Raw genomic sequence first — 19062 nt, forward strand, 5'->3', positions numbered from 1 at the left:
CAGATCAGGCTTACCGGTTCGAATATCAAATTAAATTTCGCCCATGTTGGGATTGAGGCAGGATGCAAACCCGGAATTACTTGCTTTACGATGTGTTTACGACAGAGCGACTGGCCGGCAACCCGCTGGCCGTGGTGTTGGATTGCAAAGGTCTGGACACGGCAGCGATGCAGGCCATCGCGCGCGAGTTCAACCTGTCCGAATCGGTTTTCGTGTTGCCGCCGGACAATCCCAAGCACCGCAACCGCATCCGCATCTTCACGCCCGACTATGAAATGCCATTCGCCGGCCATCCGACGGTGGGCTCGGCCATCGCGCTGGCCGAACTGGCGGGCGAGGGCGGCGCCGGCATCTTCGTGCTTGAAGAGAACATCGGCCCGGTGCGTTGCGCGGTCAGCACGCACGATGGCGCCACCTTCGCCGAGTTCGACCTGGCGAAATTGCCGGAGCCGCTGAAGCTGGATGCCGATCCGGAGGCGATCGGCGCTGCCCTTGGCCTGGCGCCGCACGAGATCGGCTTCGAGAATCACCGCATCGCCTTCTGGTCGGCGGGCGTGCCCTATGTGACCATTCCTATCGCCAATCTCGAAGCGGCGGGCCGCATCCGGCTGGACAATCAGGCGTGGTCGGAACTGGCGCCGCGCAAGAGCGAATGGGCCTTCGCCAGCCCGTACGTCTATTGCCGCGAAACGGTGAACCACGAAAGCGCGTTCCATGTCCGCATGATCGTTCCCGGCACGCCTTCCTATGAGGACCCAGCGACCGGTTCGGCGGCGGCGGCCTTCGCCGGCGCCATCATGCATTTCGACGGCCCGACGGACGGGGTTTCGCAGCTATGGATCGAACAGGGACTGGAGATGGGCCGACCGTCGCGCATCCGCCTCGAACTGACCGTGCAAGGCGGAAAACTGGCGTCCGCGCGCATTGGCGGGCATGCGATCAAGGTGGCGGAAGGCAAGCTTTTCGCCTGATTGGAGAGAGCCCCGGTCGATTTGTCGGGAAATGATTCCAGCAGGGCTGGACAGGACCGGTATCGGCGGCTATATGCCCGCCAACGCCGGTTTTTGCCGGCCGAGTGGGTGCGTAGCTCAGTTGGTAGAGCAGCTGACTCTTAATCAGCGGGTCCACAGTTCAATCCTGTGCGCACCCACCAAATTCCTAGAAGACTTGGTGGATAGACCTAGAGACGGGACGCGTTTGGAGCGTCTCGTACCGCAATGGCCGTTCACTGCGCCGGTTTGCCAATACTGGCCTTGAACTTGACCTTCATGGCGATCTGCCCGGTCACCGTCATCTGCGATCCCGCAGCGCCTCCCATGCTGCGATCCCTGGCGTTGACGTTCGTGGTCACGCTGGTTACCTCGCACGTGTCGGCGACGGTATCGAGCACCATGGCGCAACTGGCGGCAGCGACCTTGTAGAACGAACGCAGCGCGGTTTGCTGCTGTGTGGCGACATCCTCTTCGTCCTTGACCGGAAGGGTCATGGTCAGGCTGGACTGGACCTTGGCCAGCCCATCGTCGCCCGCGTGCCGGAAGCGGCCGTTCTCATCGACATACTGCGAAAAAGCTGGCGCAGCAGTGCCAAGAAGCAGTGCAATGACAGGTATCGCCTTCAAATACATCGCCTGATCTCCACATGAGATCTACTGATCTCACGTAACAATCAAAACGACGTTATTATTTTGGCTCAATCACGTTAAAAGTTTGACGGATTATTTCTCCGAAACCCGAGCCTCGGCAAAGCTTGCCATCGTCGCATGGCACTCCAGCGCCGAGCGGACGATGTTGACGGCCAGACACGCGCCGGAGCCTTCGCCGAGCCGCATGCCGAGATCGAGCAGCGGCGGCAGGGCGAGCGCTTCGAGGAGGCCGCGGTGACCCGATTCGGCTGAGACGTGGGCGGCGATCGTATGGGCAAGGCCGGTCGGGTGCAGCTTCGCCAATGGCGCGGCGGCGGCGGTGCAGACGAAGCCGTCGAGCAGCACGGGTATGCCGAGATGGCGGGCGGCGAGCGTGGCGCCGAAGATGGCGGCGAGTTCGCGCCCGCCGAGCGCGGCAGCGATGCCCAGCGGATCGGCGAGGGCCGCGGCGTGGCGCTTCAGGCCGGCTTCGATGGCGACCACCTTGCGCTTCAGGCCGGCGTCGTCGACGCCGGTGCCGCGCCCGGTCCATTTTTCGGCGCCGCCGCCGAACAAGGCAGCCGAAATGGCGGCGGCGGGCGTGGTGTTGCCGATGCCCATTTCGCCAAAGCAGACCAGGTCGAGGTCTTTCGTCACGGCGTCATAGCCCGCCGAGACAGCGGCGAGGAAGGCCTTCTCATCCATTGCCGGCACTTGCGTGAAGTCACCGGTGGGATGGTCGAGATCAAGCGGGATGACGTCGAGTTCCGCGCCGGCGATGCGGGCGAGCTGGTTGATGGCGGCACCGCCGCCGGCAAAATTCGCCACCATCTGCACGGTGACTTCGGAGGGATAGGCCGACACGCCCTGCGCGGTGACGCCGTGGTTGCCGGCGAAGACGAAGACTTTCACGCGGTCGAGCCTTGGCATGTCGCGGCCTTGCCAGCGCGCCAGCCAGGCGGCGATCGCTTCGAGTTTGCCGAGGCTGCCTTGCGGCTTGGTCAGCGTGTCCTGGCGGCGAGCGACGGCACTGGCGGCCACTTCGCTGCCGGCAGGCAGGTCGAGGCAGGCGGCGCGCAGTTCATCGAGGGATTTGAAGGGCATGGGGGCAATGTCTCCGGAAGGGAATCAGGTCAAGGGGTCAGGAAAGGGCGACGGAAGCGACGAGAAGCACCGCGATTTCGCTCAACTGCTGCAAGGCGCCAACCGTGTCGCCGGTCTGGCCCTCGATCTGGTTGAGGCAAAGGGCGTGGAAGGCGGCAAAGAACAGGCCGAGCAGGATGAGCGCGGCAATGGCGCCGCCAAGCCCGAGCAGGAGCAGTGGTATCGCGCCGAGCACGGCTCCGGCTATTGCCGTTTCGAGCGAAACGGTGCCGGCGCCAGCCGACAGGCCGTCGGACCGCGCCGGTGGCAAGAGATGCATGAAGGCGCCGAGCACGCCACGCGAGGCTGCGTGCGCCGCCACGAGCGCAAACAGAGCCTGTGTGGGTTCCACCACTTGCGACAGCGCGCTCCAGCGGATCAGCAGCGCCAGCGCCAGCGCCATGGCGCCATAAGCGCCGATGCGGCTGTCGCGCATGATCTCGAGCTTGCGGCCGCGCGACTTGCCGCCACCGAAGCCGTCGGCAACGTCCGACAATCCATCCTCGTGCAGGCAGCCCGTGGTAGCCACGGTTGCAACAAGGGCAAGGGCAGCCGCCGGCCCAATGGCAAGGCCAAAGCGTTCCGCCGTGGCAAAAACGATGGCGCCGATCAGGCCGACGACAAGGCCGGCAATGGGGGCGGCCCAGATCGCGGCGGCGAGGTTGCGGCCGCGAAAATCAAACACGGGCAGCGGCAGGCGGGTGAAGAAGACCAGGCAAAGCGCGATGTCGTCGAGGACTTGCCGGGGCGACAGGGTGATTTTCGGGAGCTTCATGGCCCTAGCTCCTCGCAATCGCATGAAAGAAGGTGCCGCTGACGTGGCCGCGCCGGTAGCCTGAGGCGCCGAGCGGATTGCCCTGGCCATCGGCAAGGTCAGCCAGCGGCTCGTCATTGCCGGTGGCCGTCATCTGCGCATAGTGGAATTCGTGACCCCGGATCAGCGCGCCCTGTGCGCCCAGCGGGCAATCGGCACGCAGCCGCGCCTCGCGGTAGCCAAGATTCATCTTGCGCCTGGCGAAGCTGGTGGAATGGCCGAGCAGGCCGAGCATGCGATGCGTTTCGCCTGATGCATCCTCCAGCGCTTCACCAAGCACCATGAAGCCACCGCATTCGCCATGGATCGGCTTTGTCGTGGCGAAACGTGCCATCCCCGCATGGAAATTCACGGCGGCCGCGAGTTTGCCGGCATGCAACTCGGGATAGCCGCCGGGCAGCCAGCAGACATCACACGCCTCGTCCGGCGCTTCGTCGGCGAGCGGCGAAAACGGGACGATTTCCGCGCCCGCCTTGCGCCAATAGGCGGCGACGTGCGGGTAGAGGAAGGTGAAGGCGGCGTCCTCGGCCAACGCGATGCGTTGGCCGGGCGGCCGCAGCGCGTCGGCGAAGTCGCCGACCGCGGGGACGAGAGGTGTTGCCAGCGCCATGACCGCGTCGAGGTCGAGCGACTTCTCCGCCATGTCGGCGAGCCGGTCGAGATGCGCCATCAGGTCGTCATATTCGCCGGCCTGGACGAGGCCGAGATGGCGCTCTGGCAAATTGAGCGAGGGGTCGCGCAAAATAGCGCCGACAACGGGCAGGCCGATCGCCTCGATGGCGTCGCCGGACAGCTTGCGATGGCGCTCGCTGCCCAGCCGGTTGAGCACGACGCCGGCCATGCGCACATCAGGGTCGTAGGTGGCAAAACCCTTGGCGACGGCCGCCGCCGTCGTCGACTGACCTGACACGTCGAGCACCAGCAGCACCGGCAGGCCGTAGAGCCGGGCCAGATCGGCAGCCGAACCGGTGCGGCCAGGCGAGGCTGGGATGCCGTCGAACAGGCCCATGGCGCTTTCGAGGATGACGAAATCGGTGTCGTCGGCCGCTTGCGCGGCGAGCGCATTGAGCAGCGGCGGCGACATCGCCCAGCTGTCGAGATTGACGCCGGACAGGCCGGTGGCGGCGGTGTGGAAGCCGGGATCGATATAATCGGGGCCGGATTTGGCGCCGCGCACTTTCAGGCCACGCCGGGTGAGTGCGCGCAGGATGCCGATGGTGACGCTGGTCTTGCCCGAACCGGAGCGCGGCGCGCCGATGATGATCGCCCGGGCCGTCATGCCCCGCCCGCCAGTGCCGCGCGCATGGCGACGATGCCGCCGACGACGATCAATGCCGGCGAGGCGAGCCCGGCCGCCGCCGCTGCCTCGGCAATGGTGGCGAGCGTGGCGACGACGGTCCTTTCCTGAGGCGTCGTCGCGGCGACGATCACGGCCGCCGGTGTCGATGGCGCCAGTCCACCGTCGAGCAGGGCGGCTGCTATGAGAGGCAGATTTGCCATGCCCATATAGACGACGACTGGCTGGCCGGTACGGGCGATCGCCGCCCAGTCGAGATCGTCATCGGTGCCGGCGGCGTGGCCGGTCGCCAGAATGACAGCCTTGTTGATGCCGCGCATGGTGGCGGGAATGCCGGTGGCGGCGAGCGCGCTGAGACCCGAGGTGAGGCCTGGCAGGACGCGGAACGGGATGTTCTCACGCGCCAGCGCCAGCGCCTCTTCGCCGCCACGGCCGAAAATATAGGGGTCGCCGCCCTTCAGCCTGATGACGCGGCGGCCTTCGCGCGCCAGTCGAACCAGCAGGGCTGTGATGTCGTCCTGCTTCATCGAGGGCTTGCCGCCGCGTTTTCCCGCAAAGAAAAGCTCGGCACTTCCGGCAACAGCAACCACATCGGGCGATACCAGCGCGTCGTAGACCAGCGCATCCGCCTCGGCCAATGCCGCCAGCACCTCCAGCGTCAGGCAGCCGGGATCGCCGGGACCGGCGCCGGCCAGCCAGACATGCCCCGGCTCAAGCGAACGCGGCTTGAAGTTCAGCCGCGCGAGCGCCTGTTCGAGTGTGGCGTTTTCGCGGTTATTTCCAGTGCTGGCGCTCACAATCCGTCCCGTCCGCGAAAACGCCGCTGGTAGTGGGCGTCGTACAATGAACTCTCGCCGAAATCTTGTGCCGCCAGCGAGCGGCCGACGAAGATGATGGCTGTGCGCTCCATCGGATCGGCCGCCAGTTGTGCTTCGATGGATTCCAGCGTGCCGGTCAGCACGCGTTCGTCCGGCCACGAGGCGCGGAAGACGATCGCCACCGGGCAATCGCCGCCATAGTGCGGCGTCAGCTCGGCGACGACGCGGTCGATGGCGTGGATGGCAAGGTGGATGGCCAGCGTGGCGCCGGTGCGGCCGAAGCCGGCCAGCGTTTCGCCGGGCGGCATTTTCGACGCACGTCCGGAAACGCGGGTCAGCACCAGGCTTTGCCCGACTTCGGGGATGGTCAGCTCGCGGCGAAGTGCGGCGGCGGCGGCCGCGAAGGAAGGGACACCCGGCGTCAGCGTGTAGGGGATGTCATGCTTTTCCAACCGGCGGATCTGCTCGGCGACGGCACTCCACACCGACAGGTCGCCGGAATGCAGGCGGGCAACATCATGGCCGGCCATGTGGGCGGCCACATATTCAGCCTCGATCTCGTCGAGCGACATCGGCGCGGTGTCGATCAGCTTCGTTCCCGGCGCGCAATGCTGCAGCAGTTCCGGGGCGACGATGGAGCCGGCGTGGAGGCAGACCGGGCAACTCGCCAGGAGCCTTGCGCCACGCAGCGTGATGAGGTCGGCCGCACCTGGGCCGGCGCCGATGAAATGGACGGTCATGGCGCGTCTCCGCTGATGGCGATGGCGCAGGTGACCGGACCGAGCACGGTGCGGGGCCCAAGCAGCGTCGCGCCTCTGCCGGCGACGGCAAGGGCGGAGGCTTCCGAGACCGATGACGTGCCTGCCAGCTCCCGCGAGAGGCTGGAGCTGCTGAGCGTCCCCGGCGAGGCGGCCTGAAGGGCTGCGTCGTCGACGATAATGACTGGAAGGTTCAGCTTGCGACCGGCGGCGGCGATGGCGTCTTCATCCTTCTTGAGCGCCGCGGTGGCCAGTGCCGAAAGAGCTGTCATCGCCAGGCCATGCGTTTCGAGTGCGGTTTCTACGGCCGCGAGCACGTCCTCGACGGTGACGCCCCTTCGGCTGCCGATGCCCGCGACCATCATGGCTTCACCCAGCTCCATTGCGTGACGGGCATGGCGGGCCGCCATGCCTGCATGGAGCCGACCGGCGAAGCGCGGGAGATGCCGATGCGGGTGAGGTCGCCGCCGCGCTTTGTGTGCTGGGCGAGGAGCAGGGCTTCCATTTCCAACGTCACCGCGTTGGCGACAAGACGGCCGCCGGCGCGCAAGGCTCTGATGGCGGCATTCATGACGCCGGCGTCGCTGCCGCCGCCGCCGATGAAGATGGCATCAGGTGTCTCCAGTCTGGCCAGGGCCTTGGGCGCGCTGCCTTCCACAATGAGGAGGCCGGGAACGCCGCAAGCGACGGCGTTGTGGGCGATGCGAGCGGCGCGGGACGGGTCGACCTCGATGGCGATGGCGCTCAGCGAAGGGTGGGCGAGCATCCATTCGATGCCGATCGAGCCCGAGCCGGCGCCGACATCCCACAGCAATTCGCCGCGCCTCGGCGCCAGCGCCGACAGGGTGATAGCGCGGATTTCGCGCTTGGTGATCTGGCCGTCATGCTCAAACAGATGGTCGGCGAGGCCTGCCGTGAGCGACAGCACGCGCGCCTGCGGGGCCGAATCAATTTCGATGGCCAGGACATTGAGCGGATTGATGTTTTCGAGGTCGAAGGCATCGGCGCGAACCGAGCGCAATGTCTCCTTCGGCCCGCCCAACGCTTCCAGCACCGTCAGCCGCGAAGTGCCGAAGTCGAGTTCGGCGAGCAGGCGGGCAACCGCCGCCGGAGCGAAGCCATCGGATGTCAGCGCCAGGATGCGGGCGTTGGGCTGCAGCAGTGGGCGGATCAGGTCGATCGGGTGGCCGTGCAGTGAGACGGTCTCGATATCCTGTAGCGCCCAGCCAAGCCGCGCCGCGGCCAGCGACAACGCCGACGGCGCTGGTATGACGTGCATCTCGCGCGGCTTGACCTTGCGGGCGAGGGTGGCGCCGACCCCGTGGAAGAACGGGTCGCCGGAGGCGAGCACGCAGACGTTCCTACCGGCAAGCGCCAGGACGTCGGCCATCCCGGCATCGAAAGGAACCGGCCAGGGACGCGGCTTGCCCTTGGCGAAGGAAGCGACGAGCGCCAAGTGCCGCTTGCCGCCGAAGATGAACTCCGCCTCGGCGATCCGCCGCTTGGCCTCGTCGCCGAGACCCGCTAAACCGTGCTCACCGATGCCGACGATTGTGAGCCATCTCGGGTTGGGCTTGGCGGCGCGGGGACCCTCAGCAGGCATGATGACCCACCGCATTCTGATCCTTGGCGGCACCACCGAAGCCCGGCAACTGGCCGGAAGACTGGCGGCGCGCGCCGATTGCTCGGTCACGCTGTCGCTGGCCGGCCGTACGGAAAACCCCGTCGCGCAGGGCGTACCCGTGCGAAGTGGAGGGTTCGGCGGTGCCGACGGTTTGGTCGCTTATCTCAGGGAGACAGGCACTGGTCTGCTGATCGACGCCACGCATCCCTACGCGGCGCGTATCTCCGCCAATGCCGCGCAGGCGGCACGCGACGCCGGCGTACCGATCCTTGCCTTGCGGCGTCCGGGCTGGGATGTCGTCCAGGGCGACCGTTGGCTTGAGGTCGACAGCGTTGCCGGGGCGGCACGGGCGCTTGGACCGGCGCCACGCCGTGTATTTCTGGCGCTGGGCCGGCAGGAGGTCGCCGCCTTCGAGGCCGCACCCCAACACCAGTACCTCATCCGCAGTGTCGATCCGGTCGAGCCGAAGCTGGTTGTGCCCGATGCCGACTATCTGCTGGCGCGCGGGCCGTTTGGCGAGACCGACGAGCGCGTGCTGCTCGAGCAGCATCGCATCGATGTCGTGGTGTCGAAGAACAGCGGCGGCACGGCGACATACGGGAAGATTGCCGCGGCGCGAACGCTCGGCATCGAGGTGATCATGGTGCGCAGGCCCGTCCTGCCGGATGTGCCCTCGGCTGAAACAGTCGAAGCGCTGGCCACGATGGTGCGTCATTTCGTCGAGCCCGACGCCGAGCGCGGCGTGTAGACCAGCGCCGGCTTTTCGCCGCGCTTGATGATCCGGGTCTCCGGCGAGCCGATGATGATGCAGGTCGCCATGTCGGCCTTTTCGGCGTCGACATCGGCCAGCAGATAGACCTCGATGCGCTCGTCGGGCCGGCCGGCGGCGCGGCCGAAGATCACCGGCGTCGTGCCGGGCAGGATGGCGGCCAGGCATTCGAAGGCGCGGCCAAGCTGCCAGGGACGCGCCTTGCTGATCGGATTGTAGAGCGCAATGACGAAGCCGGCGCCGGCCGCCGCCAGAAGACGCAGTTCGATCAGATCCCAAGGCTTCAGATTGTCGGACAGCGAGATAGCGCAGAAGTCGTGGCCAAGCGGCGCGCCGATGCGGGCGGCGACCGCGAGCATGGCGGTGACGCCGGGCACGACAGCGACATCGACCGCGCGCCATTCGGCCGGACCGGCCTCGATGGCCTCGCAGACCGCTGCGGCCATGGCGAAGACGCCGGGATCGCCGCCCGACACCACGGCGACGTCGTGACCCTCGGCGGCCTTGGTCAAGGCATCCTTGGAGCGGGCGAGTTCCTCGCGGTTGTCGGAAGCGACACGGGTCTGGTCCGGGCGCAGGTCGAGCCGGTCGAGATATGGCTTGTAGCCGTAGAAGAATTTTGCCTCGACGATAGCGCGGCTGGCTTGCGGCGTGACCTGGTCGGCATTGCCGGGCCCAAGGCCGATGACGGTGAGACGGCCGCTCATATCTGGGCTCCAGCCGCGCCCGGTCGACCGGACCAGCCGGCAACCAGCACGATGGCGAAGTAGGGCGCCTTGTCGTCCGGCTTGTCGGCAAGTTTCATCGAGACGCTCCCGGCCATCGTGCCGCGCTCGACATAGACGGCGCGCGTCAGCCTGCCGGTCGCCTCAAGCGCGCGCCTGATCTTGGGCAGGTTGCGGCCGACCTTCATGATGACGGCGGCGTCGGTGTCGGCGAGGCGGCGCGTCAGCTCGAACTCGCTCATCGTGCCGGGCAGCACGGTCAGCACGTCGTCGCCCTGGACGATCGGCACACCGGTCTGCGACCAGCAGCCGGACATTGCGGTGATGCCGGGAATGACTTCGGTGGGGAAACGATGGGCAAGGCGGACATGCAGATGCATGTAGGAGCCGTAGAACAGGGGATCGCCTTCGGACAGCACGGCAACCACCCTGCCGGCGTCGAGGTGCTCGGCGACCTGTTCCGCCGACTCCTCGTAGAAACCCGTGACCTGCGACCGATAATCGTCGTGATCCTTGTCGATCTCGGTGGTCACGGGATAGAGCAGCGGCAGTTCCAGCATGTCGGGCCGGAAACGCGCCTCGACGATGGCGCGCGCATTGCTGTTGTTGCCGCGTTTGGCGAAATACGCCACGACATCGGCCTCGGCCAGCACCCGCGCGGCCTTCAGCGTCAACAATTCTGGGTCGCCGGGACCGGTGCCGACACCAACGAGACGGCCTTTGGGGAGCGCGTTCACAGGCCCGGCCTCGCCAGTGAATTGAGCGCGGCGGCGGTCATGGCGCTGCCTCCAAGCCTGCCGCGCACGATGGCATAGGGCACGCCATAGGAATTCTCGGCCAGTGCGTCCTTGGATTCGGCAGCGCCGACGAAGCCGACCGGCATGCCTATGATGGCTGCCGGCTTGGGCGCGCCATCGCGCAACTTCTCCAGGAGATAAAAGAGCGCGGTCGGTGCGTTGCCGATGGCGACCACCGAACCGGCGATGCGCTCGCCCCAGAGGTCGATGGCGGCCGCCGAGCGGGTGTTGCCGATCTGCCTCGCGATGTCGTGCGTGCGCGGGTCGCGCAGGGTGCAGATCACCTCATTGCCGGCCGGCAGCCGGGCGCGGGTGACGCCATGCGAGACCATTTCGGCGTCGCAGAAGATCGGCGCGCCGGCGGCAAGGGCTTTGCACGCGGCGCTGACGAAATCGGGGGAGAAAACGAAATGACTTGCCGCCTCGACCTGGCCGCAGGCATGGACCATGCGGATGGCGACATCGGCCTCGGCCTCGGAAAAGCGCGAGAGATCGGCCTCGGCGCGGATGATGGCGAAGGAGCGCTCGTAGATCGCCGTGCCGTCGTGGATGTAGTCGTAGGCGGCCATGCTCATTCCTGTTGGTACATTTCGGCGATTGCTGCCGTGCCAAGCCTTGTCAGGCAAGCGGCGGCGGTTTCGCCCTGATGTCGTGCGCCGCGGATCATCGCCGCGACGCGGCTGAAGCCGCGCGCGGCGTCATAACCCGGCCTGTAGCCGGCAGGAAGGGCCTTTGCCGTCGCGTTCACGACAAGTCCGGCTCCATTTTCGCCGCCGACAATTGTGAGTGCTGCCGGGCCGGGATGCGCACAGCCCTTGGCGCAGCCGGAGACGTGCAGCGTGAAATCGAGGATGTCGGCGTTTTCGGTGGCGATCGCCTCGGCGATGTCGCGGGTCGCGATCCGGCCGGAGGCGCAGGCCGGGGTGCCGGGGCAAGCCGCGATGCGCGTGCGCGGGTCGGTGGGAGAGGTGACGAAGCCGAGGGTGGCGGCGGTATCTTGAAGGGATTGATTGGCTTCCGCCGGCTGGCCGAGGAAAAGCAAGGCGCGGCCGGGGGCGAGGCGGATCTCTGACGTGCCGAGAGCAAGAGCTTTTTGCGCGAGGCCGATGATCTTGTCCGCCGGCATGCTGCCGTAGGGGAGGCCGATGCCGAAGGTGAAAATGTCGCCGGCTAAGGAGAAAAGGCCGATAGGCTTGCGCGAGGCGCCTCCCTCAGAGGGGGGCGCCGTAGAGTGCCAACCTCCGAGAGAGGCCAACTGCCGCTCCGACAAATCCCGTGTGTGTGCGTCCCGACCCTTCTCAGCGACCATCCGAAGCGCCGCGACAGCAATGTCGCGCGCCGCATCTTCGCCAGCCGTCGCAAGTCGCTTCTCACTTTGGCGGTCACCGGCAACTGATATGGCCCAAAGGGTGCCAGCGCTGACCCCAACCGCCTTCAGCCTGACATCGGCCGTCACCGCATCCAGAGTCAGCTGCCCGCCGCCGTCGACGACCACCGAAACCTTCGGCCCCAGCCTTGGTGCCAGTCCGGCATCTTCGATCGCCGCCATGATCCGCTCAGCCATCGCCCGGGGATCCGCAATCTCGTGTGGGTCGATACCCGCCAGCGGGCCGGTCTCGACCGGTACGCCGGTGCGCACCGCGATGCCCAGCGCATCGACCTCCGCCGCCAGCAACGCGGCACTTTCGGTTGTCAGGCCGCGGATCTGCAGGCTGCCGCGGGCCGTCACTTCCATGATGCCGTTGCCGTGCCGCGAGACGGACTCAGCCAGGGCGATCAAGAGCTTCGGGGACAACCCTCCGGAAGATGGGCCTCCAGCGACCGGGTTGAGCCGCACCAGCAGGCCGTCGCCTGTCTGCATCGGTGCGGACAGAGCAGGGCAGGCGCCACGGCGCGAGAAGGCGTTCATGCCGCGACCCCGAGCGCGTTAGCCTCGGCGATCAGCGCGGCCAGATCGTCGTCGATGGAATTGCGCAAGGGATGCCAGAGGCCGCGCCGGCGCGCCGACAAGAAGCGCTCGGCAATGACTTTGGCGGCTGCGGGATTTTCGCGCAGGATGAAGGCGCGGACGTCCGCGTCGCCAAGATAGGCGTCGTGCACAGCCTCGATCAGCGCGCCTGAAATCGCATGGGTGGTCTCGGCAAAGCCGACCAGCCGGTCGACGGTTTCGGCGAATTCGGAGGCGCCGCGCGGACCGTGGCGCATCTGGCCCGATATGAAACGTGAATTCACGGCACGGGCGCGCACCACGCGTGACACCGCTTCGCCGACCGATCGCGGTTTCGGCTTTCGCGGATCGGTCGTATCGAGCACGATGACGTCGGCGTTCCTGCCAAGTGTGGCCAAGGCGGCCGAGAAGCCGCCGATGAAGGCGACGTCGGCGGAGCCTTCGAGAATGTCGCGGCCGGGGTCGTCGCCGGTGTGGACGAGAAGATCGGCCTCGGCGATGCGGTCTTCAAACGCTCCAGGTGCCGAGACGCCTTCGCCGCCGGCACCGCCATAGGCATGCGAGGTCGCGTCGAGATAGGCGCGGCCGATCTCTTCGCGCGCCGTCCAGTCGCCGCTCGACAGCATGTCCTCGACGCCGGCGCCGTACGTGCCGGGCGAAGTGCCGAAGATCCGTGGGCTGACCTTGCCGTCGGCGCGGGTTTTGGCGGCGAGCGGGTTTTCCGAATCGTCCTCGTCGCGCGCGGCGACGGCCTTGGCGGCGGCGTCGATCAGCGCGATCTGGGTCGGGAACATGTCGCGGAACAGACCTGATATACGCCAGGTGACGTCGACACGCGGGCGGCCGAGCGCGGCCGGGGGCAGCACCTCGATGCCGGTGATGCGGCCGGTGGCAGTGTCCCATTGCGGCCGGCAGCCCATCAAGGCCAGCCCCTGCGCGATCTCCTCGCCGCCGGTGCGCAGCGAAGCCGAGCCCCAGAGATCGAGCACCAGCGAACGCGGCCAGTCGCCATGCGACTGCATGTAGCCGCGCACCACTTCTTCCGCCGCGGCTTTGCCAAGATCATATGCGGTCGGCGTCGGCATGGTGCGCGGATCCGAGGTGAACAAGTTGCGGCCGGTGGGCAAAACATCGGAGCGCCCGCGCGCGGGTGCGCCGGCCGGGCCCGCCTTGACGTGACGGCCATCGAGCGCGGCGAGCAGGGAGGCCTTCTCGGCGTCCGCGCTTTGCCGGCGCATGGAGTCTGGTTCGTCGTTTGGGGCGCGGCCGTAGATGTGCAGCCCGTCCTTGATGGCGAAATCCTTGAGGTCGCAGAGCCAGGCGTCGATGCGGCGCAGCGCTTCGTCGGGCGCGTCGGTCTTGGCGACGCCGGCCTCCGAGGCAAGGCCGGTCTTTTGCGCGGTTTCTACAATCAGCCTGGCGAGCCGGTCGCGGCGACGGCGGTCGAGCCCGTCGGCCTGGGCGTATTCGTCGACCAGCCGTTCGAGCTTGTGCTGGTCCTCGTCCAGCCCGGCGCCTGCCAGCGGCGGCGGCAAATGGCCAAGCGTGACGGCGGCGATGCGCCGTTTGGCCTGCGCTGCTTCGCCGGGGTTGGAGACGATGAAGGGATAGATGACGGGTAATGCGCCGGTGACGATCTCGGGAAAGCAGGTTTGCGACAGCGCGACGGTCTTGCCGGGCAGCCATTCCAGCGTGCCGTGGGCGCCGACATGGACGAGAGCGTGAACCCCGAGCGATTTGCGCAGCCACAGGCCAAAGGCGATCAGGGCATGGCGCGGGGGGAGGGTCGGATCGTGGTAGTCGGCGCGACGGTCGGCCGAGCGGCCCCGGTCGGGGGCGAGTGCCACGGTGACATTGCCGAAATGCGCGGCGCGGAAGGGGAAGCTGGCGGCTGGCGCTTGAGCGCCCCCCTCTGTCCTGCCGGACATCTCCCCCTCAAGGGGGGAGATTGGCAGTTCGGAGGCCGTCGTTCCCTCAGCAATGTTGGTGGTTGGCGAAAGCCGCGACGAAAGTTCAATTTCCCCCCTAGAGGGGGAGATGTCCGGCAGGACAGAGGGGGGCGCCTCGCGAAGACCTGTCTCGCTTTCCGCTCTGCCCCAAGCAGCCTCTACAGCGGCAGTTGCAGACGTCGGTAACTCCGTCGAAAAGGAGTTATAGTCTGCCAGCCTCAGCCCATCACTGCCCCGCTCCAGCAAATCCAGCAATTCACGCGGCGTTTGCGGAATCCCGTCAACGGCATAGCCCTGTTCGCTCAAGTCGTGCAGCATGGCCAGCACGCTGGACGGCACGTCCAGCCCGACCGCATAGCCTGTGCGGCCGGGGGCACTGGGATAATCGGGAATCAGGATCGCGAGCTTGCGCTCCTCCCGTCTTGTCTCCCGCAGCCGGATGAAAGCCGCGACTCGACCCGCCACTTGCTCCACCCGATCCAGTTCCGGGCGGTTCGCCAACGCACGATGGCCAAGCGCCGGATCGATATCGCTCTCGGCCTTAAAGGAAATGGCGCCGGCGAGGATGCGGCCGTCAAGTTCGGGCAGCACGACATGCATGGCAAGGTCGGCGGGCGCCAGGCCGCGCTGGTTTTTTTCCCAGATGTCGCGGCGCGTGGTGGCAACGATGACCTGGAAGACGGGCACGCCGGCGCGGTCGAACAAGGTTTCGACGCCGGGTTCGGCGCCGGAAGCGAAAGCGGTCGCGGTGACGATCGCGGCGGGTTTCAGCGATGCGATGGCATTTTCGACGAACGCCAGCGACACCGGATCCTTCAGACTGGAAACGAAGATCGGCACCGGAGCCAATCCCCTGGAGCGCAAAGCCTCGGCCAGCGCATCGATCGGGGCGACATCGGCGGCAAGCAGCATCGATCGGTAGAAGAGAATCGGGATGATGGGTGTGCCGGCATTTGAACCGGCCGGCTCCTCCGCGACCCCCAATCCAGCCTGATAGTAACCGGCCTTCGGCACGCTGACCGGACTGGCGACGGGTGTGTCCTGTCCGGCCAATCTCGCCAGCATCCGCACCAGCGTGCTCATATTGGCCGGGCCGCCCTCGCGGAAATAGCCGAGCAGGCCGTCCAGTTCGGCGCGCGGCAGCGTCGAGGCTTCGATCAGCCTGAGATCCTCGTCATGGCTTTCACCGGGAAGCAGCGCCAGTTTGATGCCGCGTTCGCGGGCAATCACCGCCAGTTGGTCGCAGCCATAGCGCCACCAGTCGTAGCCGCCGAGGATGCGCACCAGGATGATTTTGGCGTGGCGGGCGACGCAGTCTATCCAGAGGTCGACGGACATGGGATGGCGCAGGTCGCGCAGTGCGGCCAGCCGCATCGAGGGCAGGCGACCGGCATCGGCCTTCCACGCCGCAGCCAGTCCGGCGAGATCGCTGTCGGTGAAGGACAGGGCCACGATATCCGCCGGCGCCTGCCTGAGGTCGACGGGCTCGGCGAGATCGTCGAGCGAGGCGGAGGTCGTGGTGAGGATGTGCATCGCGGCCCGGGCCTGAAAATCAGCCGGCGAGGATACGTTCGATCGCCGGGCGGTTCAGCCCCTTGAGGCCAATGACGACGAGGCGCGAGCGGCGGTCGTCCCCGGCGGTCCAGGCGCGGTCGTAGTAATGATTGACGCGCGGGCCGACGGCCTGCAGCAGGAGCCGCATCGGTTTGCCGCCGACCTCGACGAAGCCTTTCACGCGCAGCACGTTTTCCTGTTCGGCGGCCGCGGCGACGCGCTTTGCCAGCTCGTCGGGATTGGCGATCGAGGGAATGTCGACGATGAACGTGTCGAAGTCGTCATGCTCGTGATCGAATGCGCCGTCATGGTGGGACTTGCGGTTCTCGATGTCGTCCTCGACGGCGAGACCGAGCCCGAGCAGCACCGAGGGATCGACCTTGCCATGAGACGTCGGCACGATCTTCACGGCGCGGGCGGAGTGTTCGTTGACGATGGCCTTGGCGCGGGCTGAACCGGCGGCGTCCATCTGGTCGCTCTTCGACAGGATGATCAGGTCGGCGCAGGCGATCTGATCCTCGAACACTTCCTCGACCGGATCGTCATGGTCGAGGCTCTCGTCCTGCGCGCGCTGCGCCTGCAGGGCGTCCATGTCATTGGCGACGCGGCCTTCCGCCAGTGCGGGACCGTCGACCACGGCGATGACGCCATCGACCGTTACGCGGCTCTTCACCGTCGGCCACTGGAAAGCCTGGACCAGCGGTTTGGGCAGAGCGAGGCCCGAGGTTTCGATCAGGATATGGTCGACCTTCGGCGTCAGCGACAGGATCCTGTCGAGCGCCGGCACAAAATCGTCGGCCACGGTGCAGCAGATGCAGCCATTGGCCAGTTCGACGATGTTTTCCTCTGGGCAGGTGTCGATGCCGCATCCCTTGAGGATCTCGCCGTCGATGCCGATGTCGCCGAACTCGTTGACGATGATGGCGATCCGCTTGCCGCCGGCGTTTTCCAGGAGATGGCGGACCAGCGTCGTCTTGCCGGCGCCGAGGAAGCCGGTGACGACGGTGCAGGGAACGCGGGACAGAGATGTTGTCATGATCAATCTTTCAGCATGTCGAGGGGAGGGATGCGGGCAATGAGGCCGCGCTTGAGGCTATCGGGTCTGCCTCGCCAGGGAATGAGGCCGTCGTTCGAGGTGGCGAAGAGTTTCGCGCCGGTGACGAGATCGGCGCCGCTGGTCGTGGTCAGATCGCCGAACACATAGCTCCAGCAGCCGTCGCGCAGGACCGCGGCGCTCAGCCGGCGCTTGCAATTGCCGAGGCATTCGACCGTGCGGATGCGAATCTTCTCGCCCGAGGCGGCTTGGCGCGTATCTTCGGCCAAAAGTTCGCCGGCCCGGGGATGGGCGTCGGAGCCGGTCTCGTCGCGACAGGAAGCGCAGACGATGACCGTGATGCCGGCCAGGGGATGATCCCCGCCGGACGAAATGTCGGTTGTTTCAGCCGAAAAACTGCTGTCGCGATCCACATCAGGCTCCTTGCCCGGAAAACCCGCCAGGCGATCGGATTCTTGCATTCCAGACGGCAGGTCTCCTGGCTCGCGGGTCATCGCCTTGGGTAGCCGCCTTCCCGGGACAATCCCAGTGGCTTTCGGCCTTGGCTCTTCGCTCACAGTTGCGGGGACAGCCGCGGATTTGGGATCTTCAATCCCGCACCGCATTCCCTCTTGGCTCCTCCCTTTGCCGAGAGGAGACCGTCTGGATGGGATTTAGGCTCTTGCGGGCAGCGGTGTCAACGCGAGCTTACGACACCGCGATGTCGGACAGCGCCGGGCCGAGGTCGCCGGCAGGCGTTATTTCCATGCGCTCGAGGCCAAGCCAGCCCTGCATCTGGTTCAATTCCTCGAAGAGCTGGGCTGCGGTTTCGGGCGGTGCGCCGGGCTCGGCGTAGGCGGCATGGACGCGCAGGACACTGGCCGGCCGGTCAGCCTTGAGGTCGACGCGCGCCACGATCCTGTCGCCGAGCAGGAAAGGCAGGACATAGTAGCCGTATTGGCGCTTGTCGGCCGGCGTGTAGATTTCGATGCGGTAATGGAAGTCGAACAGCCGCTCCGAGCGCGAACGCTCGAAGACGACCGGATCGAACGGCGCCAGCAGAGCGCGGGCCTCAATCTTGCGCGGGATACGGGCGTCCTTGTGAAGGTAAGCCGGCTTGTCCCAGCCCTCGACACGGACCGGCAGCAAGTCGCCGAGCTCGACCAGTTCCTCCAGCCGGCCTTTCATGTCGGCCGGCGAGAGTCGAAAATAATCGCGCAGGTCGCCTGATGTCGCCACGCCATGGGCACGGGCGGAAATGCGCAGCAATTCGCGGTGCGCGTCCTCAGGCGTCGGTACCGGCAGATCGAGGATCGCCTGCGGCAGCACGCGCTCCGGCAGGTCGTAAAAGCGCTCGAAGCCGCGCCGGTGCGCCGTGGTGATGCGCCCGGCCCAGAACAGCCATTCGAAGGCGTGCTTGGCATGGCTCCAACCCCACCAGCCACCGGAGCCTTTCTGGCCTTCGAGCGCCGAAGCGGCGATCGGCCCGCGCGCGACGACCTCGCGGTAGATCTCTTCTATATAGGCGGCGTGCTCGCGGCCCCATTTGGCCAGCCCCAGATACATTTCATCGCCTTGCTCGGCGCGCTGCATGCGCCAGCGCATCAGTGGGTAGGTCTCGACCGGCAGGAACGAGGCTTCATGCGCCCAATATTCGAAGACGGTGCGCTTGCGCGTTACGGCGGCGTTGTCGAGCAAAGCGAGGGGATAGGGGCCGAGACGCGAATAGAGCGGCATGTAATGAGCGCGCACCACCGCACTGACGGAATCGATCTGCAACAGGCCGGTGCGGGACAGAACGCGGGCGAAATGGCGGCGGTCCGGCGTGCCGGCGGGGCGGGGATCGAGAAATCCCTGGGCGGCGAGGGCGATGCGCCGGGCGGCGGCAAGCGAGATCTTTTCCTTCATGCGTATGCGTCCCTGATGGACCTGTCTGGCGTCATTGCCCGGCGTGATTCCCGTCCATGCTAGCAGGGTTTTGGCGGCAACCCTGTCAGGAGACAAAAGTGGAGTGAAAAGCGAAGGGAATCAAACAGGAGCGGATGGGACCAGTTTCTCCCGGAATGCCGTCCAGCTCGGTGTTTTGAACAATGTTTGACTTGCTTCGCTGGAAGTGCTGCGCTAACCCTCGCCGCGTTGCAGCATAGGCCCCTTAAAACGGTTCAGCGGTTAATCTGTCACGCTTCCGCATTAAGGTTCGGTGCTGTAGTCA

Annotated in this window: 18 protein-coding genes, 1 tRNA gene and 1 riboswitch; of the genes, 3 read left to right on the forward strand and 16 right to left on the reverse strand. The window is 66.5% G+C overall.

Going from position 1 to position 19062, the window contains the following annotated elements:
* The first annotated feature begins 62 nt into the window (after window positions 1-62).
* Together LB554_RS06350 and LB554_RS06355 are read left to right on the forward strand one after the other, a co-directional pair.
* Window positions 63-971, forward strand: a complete 909-nt coding sequence (locus LB554_RS06350) for a PhzF family phenazine biosynthesis protein (protein ID WP_224583617.1) — start codon at window positions 63-65, stop codon at window positions 969-971.
* Window positions 972-1077: 106 nt separating this feature from the next.
* Window positions 1078-1153 (forward strand) — tRNA-Lys (locus tag LB554_RS06355).
* Window positions 1154-1225: 72 nt separating this feature from the next.
* Here the strand turns inward: LB554_RS06355 and LB554_RS06360 are convergent.
* From LB554_RS06360 to cbiE, 8 genes are all read right to left on the reverse strand, one after another.
* Window positions 1226-1624, reverse strand: a complete 399-nt coding sequence (locus LB554_RS06360; RefSeq protein WP_224583618.1) for a hypothetical protein — start codon at window positions 1622-1624, stop codon at window positions 1226-1228.
* A 90-nt stretch (window positions 1625-1714) separates the two neighbouring features.
* On the reverse strand, window positions 1715-2725 hold the full coding sequence (gene cobT / locus LB554_RS06365; protein WP_224583620.1) for a nicotinate-nucleotide--dimethylbenzimidazole phosphoribosyltransferase: 1011 nt from the start codon (window positions 2723-2725) through the stop codon (window positions 1715-1717).
* A gap of 37 nt (window positions 2726-2762) precedes the next feature.
* Window positions 2763-3539 (reverse strand): adenosylcobinamide-GDP ribazoletransferase, encoded by a 777-nt coding sequence (cobS, locus tag LB554_RS06370; protein WP_140724064.1) that lies wholly within the window; start codon window positions 3537-3539, stop codon window positions 2763-2765.
* Window positions 3540-3543: 4 nt separating this feature from the next.
* Window positions 3544-4857, reverse strand: a complete 1314-nt coding sequence (locus LB554_RS06375; protein WP_224583623.1) for a cobyrinate a,c-diamide synthase — start codon at window positions 4855-4857, stop codon at window positions 3544-3546.
* Entirely contained in the window at window positions 4854-5672 is an 819-nt protein-coding gene (gene cobA, locus LB554_RS06380) for a uroporphyrinogen-III C-methyltransferase (protein ID WP_140873428.1), read from the reverse strand. The genes LB554_RS06375 and cobA overlap by 4 nt, the downstream gene beginning before the upstream one ends.
* The gene (gene cobM, locus LB554_RS06385; protein WP_224583625.1) at window positions 5669-6433 is read right to left on the reverse strand and encodes a precorrin-4 C(11)-methyltransferase; all 765 of its coding nucleotides are present in this window, start codon (window positions 6431-6433) and stop codon (window positions 5669-5671) included. The genes cobA and cobM overlap by 4 nt, the downstream gene beginning before the upstream one ends.
* On the reverse strand, window positions 6430-6816 hold the full coding sequence (locus tag LB554_RS06390; RefSeq protein ID WP_224583627.1) for a cobalamin biosynthesis protein: 387 nt from the start codon (window positions 6814-6816) through the stop codon (window positions 6430-6432). Before LB554_RS06390 ends, cobM begins: the two co-directional genes overlap by 4 nt.
* On the reverse strand, window positions 6813-8054 hold the full coding sequence (gene cbiE / locus LB554_RS06395; RefSeq protein WP_224583629.1) for a precorrin-6y C5,15-methyltransferase (decarboxylating) subunit CbiE: 1242 nt from the start codon (window positions 8052-8054) through the stop codon (window positions 6813-6815). Before cbiE ends, LB554_RS06390 begins: the two co-directional genes overlap by 4 nt.
* A 1-nt stretch (window position 8055) precedes the next feature.
* Here cbiE and LB554_RS06400 point away from each other — a divergent pair, with 1 nt between their 5' ends.
* The gene (locus LB554_RS06400) at window positions 8056-8823 is read left to right on the forward strand and encodes a cobalt-precorrin-6A reductase (RefSeq protein WP_224583631.1); all 768 of its coding nucleotides are present in this window, start codon (window positions 8056-8058) and stop codon (window positions 8821-8823) included.
* Here LB554_RS06400 and LB554_RS06405 read toward each other — a convergent pair.
* The 8 genes from LB554_RS06405 to LB554_RS06440 all read right to left on the reverse strand — a co-directional run bounded on the left by LB554_RS06405 (window position 8787) and on the right by LB554_RS06440 (window position 18758).
* Window positions 8787-9551 (reverse strand): precorrin-3B C(17)-methyltransferase, encoded by a 765-nt coding sequence (locus LB554_RS06405; protein ID WP_140822121.1) that lies wholly within the window; start codon window positions 9549-9551, stop codon window positions 8787-8789. The genes LB554_RS06400 and LB554_RS06405 overlap by 37 nt on opposite strands.
* On the reverse strand, window positions 9548-10306 hold the full coding sequence (locus LB554_RS06410; protein ID WP_224583633.1) for a precorrin-2 C(20)-methyltransferase: 759 nt from the start codon (window positions 10304-10306) through the stop codon (window positions 9548-9550). The genes LB554_RS06405 and LB554_RS06410 overlap by 4 nt, the downstream gene beginning before the upstream one ends.
* A complete protein-coding gene (locus tag LB554_RS06415) occupies window positions 10303-10935 on the reverse strand; it encodes a precorrin-8X methylmutase (RefSeq protein WP_224583634.1) in 633 nt (210 codons plus the stop codon). Before LB554_RS06415 ends, LB554_RS06410 begins: the two co-directional genes overlap by 4 nt.
* 2 nt (window positions 10936-10937) lie before the next feature.
* Window positions 10938-12275, reverse strand: coding sequence for a precorrin-3B synthase (gene cobG / locus LB554_RS06420; RefSeq protein WP_224583637.1), 1338 nt, complete (start codon window positions 12273-12275; stop codon window positions 10938-10940).
* Window positions 12272-15796 carry a cobaltochelatase subunit CobN gene (locus tag LB554_RS06425; RefSeq protein ID WP_224583639.1) on the reverse strand — a complete coding sequence of 1175 codons (3525 nt, stop codon included), beginning with the start codon at window positions 15794-15796 and terminating at the stop codon, window positions 12272-12274. The genes cobG and LB554_RS06425 overlap by 4 nt, the downstream gene beginning before the upstream one ends.
* Before the next feature lie 19 nt (window positions 15797-15815).
* Window positions 15816-16853: a cobalamin biosynthesis protein CobW gene (cobW, locus tag LB554_RS06430; RefSeq protein ID WP_224583642.1), complete on the reverse strand. Its 1038-nt coding sequence runs from the start codon at window positions 16851-16853 to the stop codon at window positions 15816-15818.
* 2 nt (window positions 16854-16855) lie between these two features.
* Window positions 16856-17284: a DUF1636 family protein gene (locus LB554_RS06435; protein WP_224583685.1), complete on the reverse strand. Its 429-nt coding sequence runs from the start codon at window positions 17282-17284 to the stop codon at window positions 16856-16858.
* A 37-nt stretch (window positions 17285-17321) separates the two neighbouring features.
* A riboswitch (cobalamin riboswitch) is annotated at window positions 17322-17529 on the reverse strand.
* A 29-nt stretch (window positions 17530-17558) separates the two neighbouring features.
* Entirely contained in the window at window positions 17559-18758 is a 1200-nt protein-coding gene (locus LB554_RS06440) for a winged helix-turn-helix domain-containing protein (RefSeq protein ID WP_224583643.1), read from the reverse strand.
* Window positions 18759-19062: the final 304 nt, after the last annotated feature.

Origin of the sequence: Mesorhizobium sp. CO1-1-11, from assembly GCF_020164995.1 — a bacterium.
Classification (GTDB): Bacteria; Pseudomonadota; Alphaproteobacteria; order Rhizobiales; family Rhizobiaceae; genus Mesorhizobium; species Mesorhizobium australicum.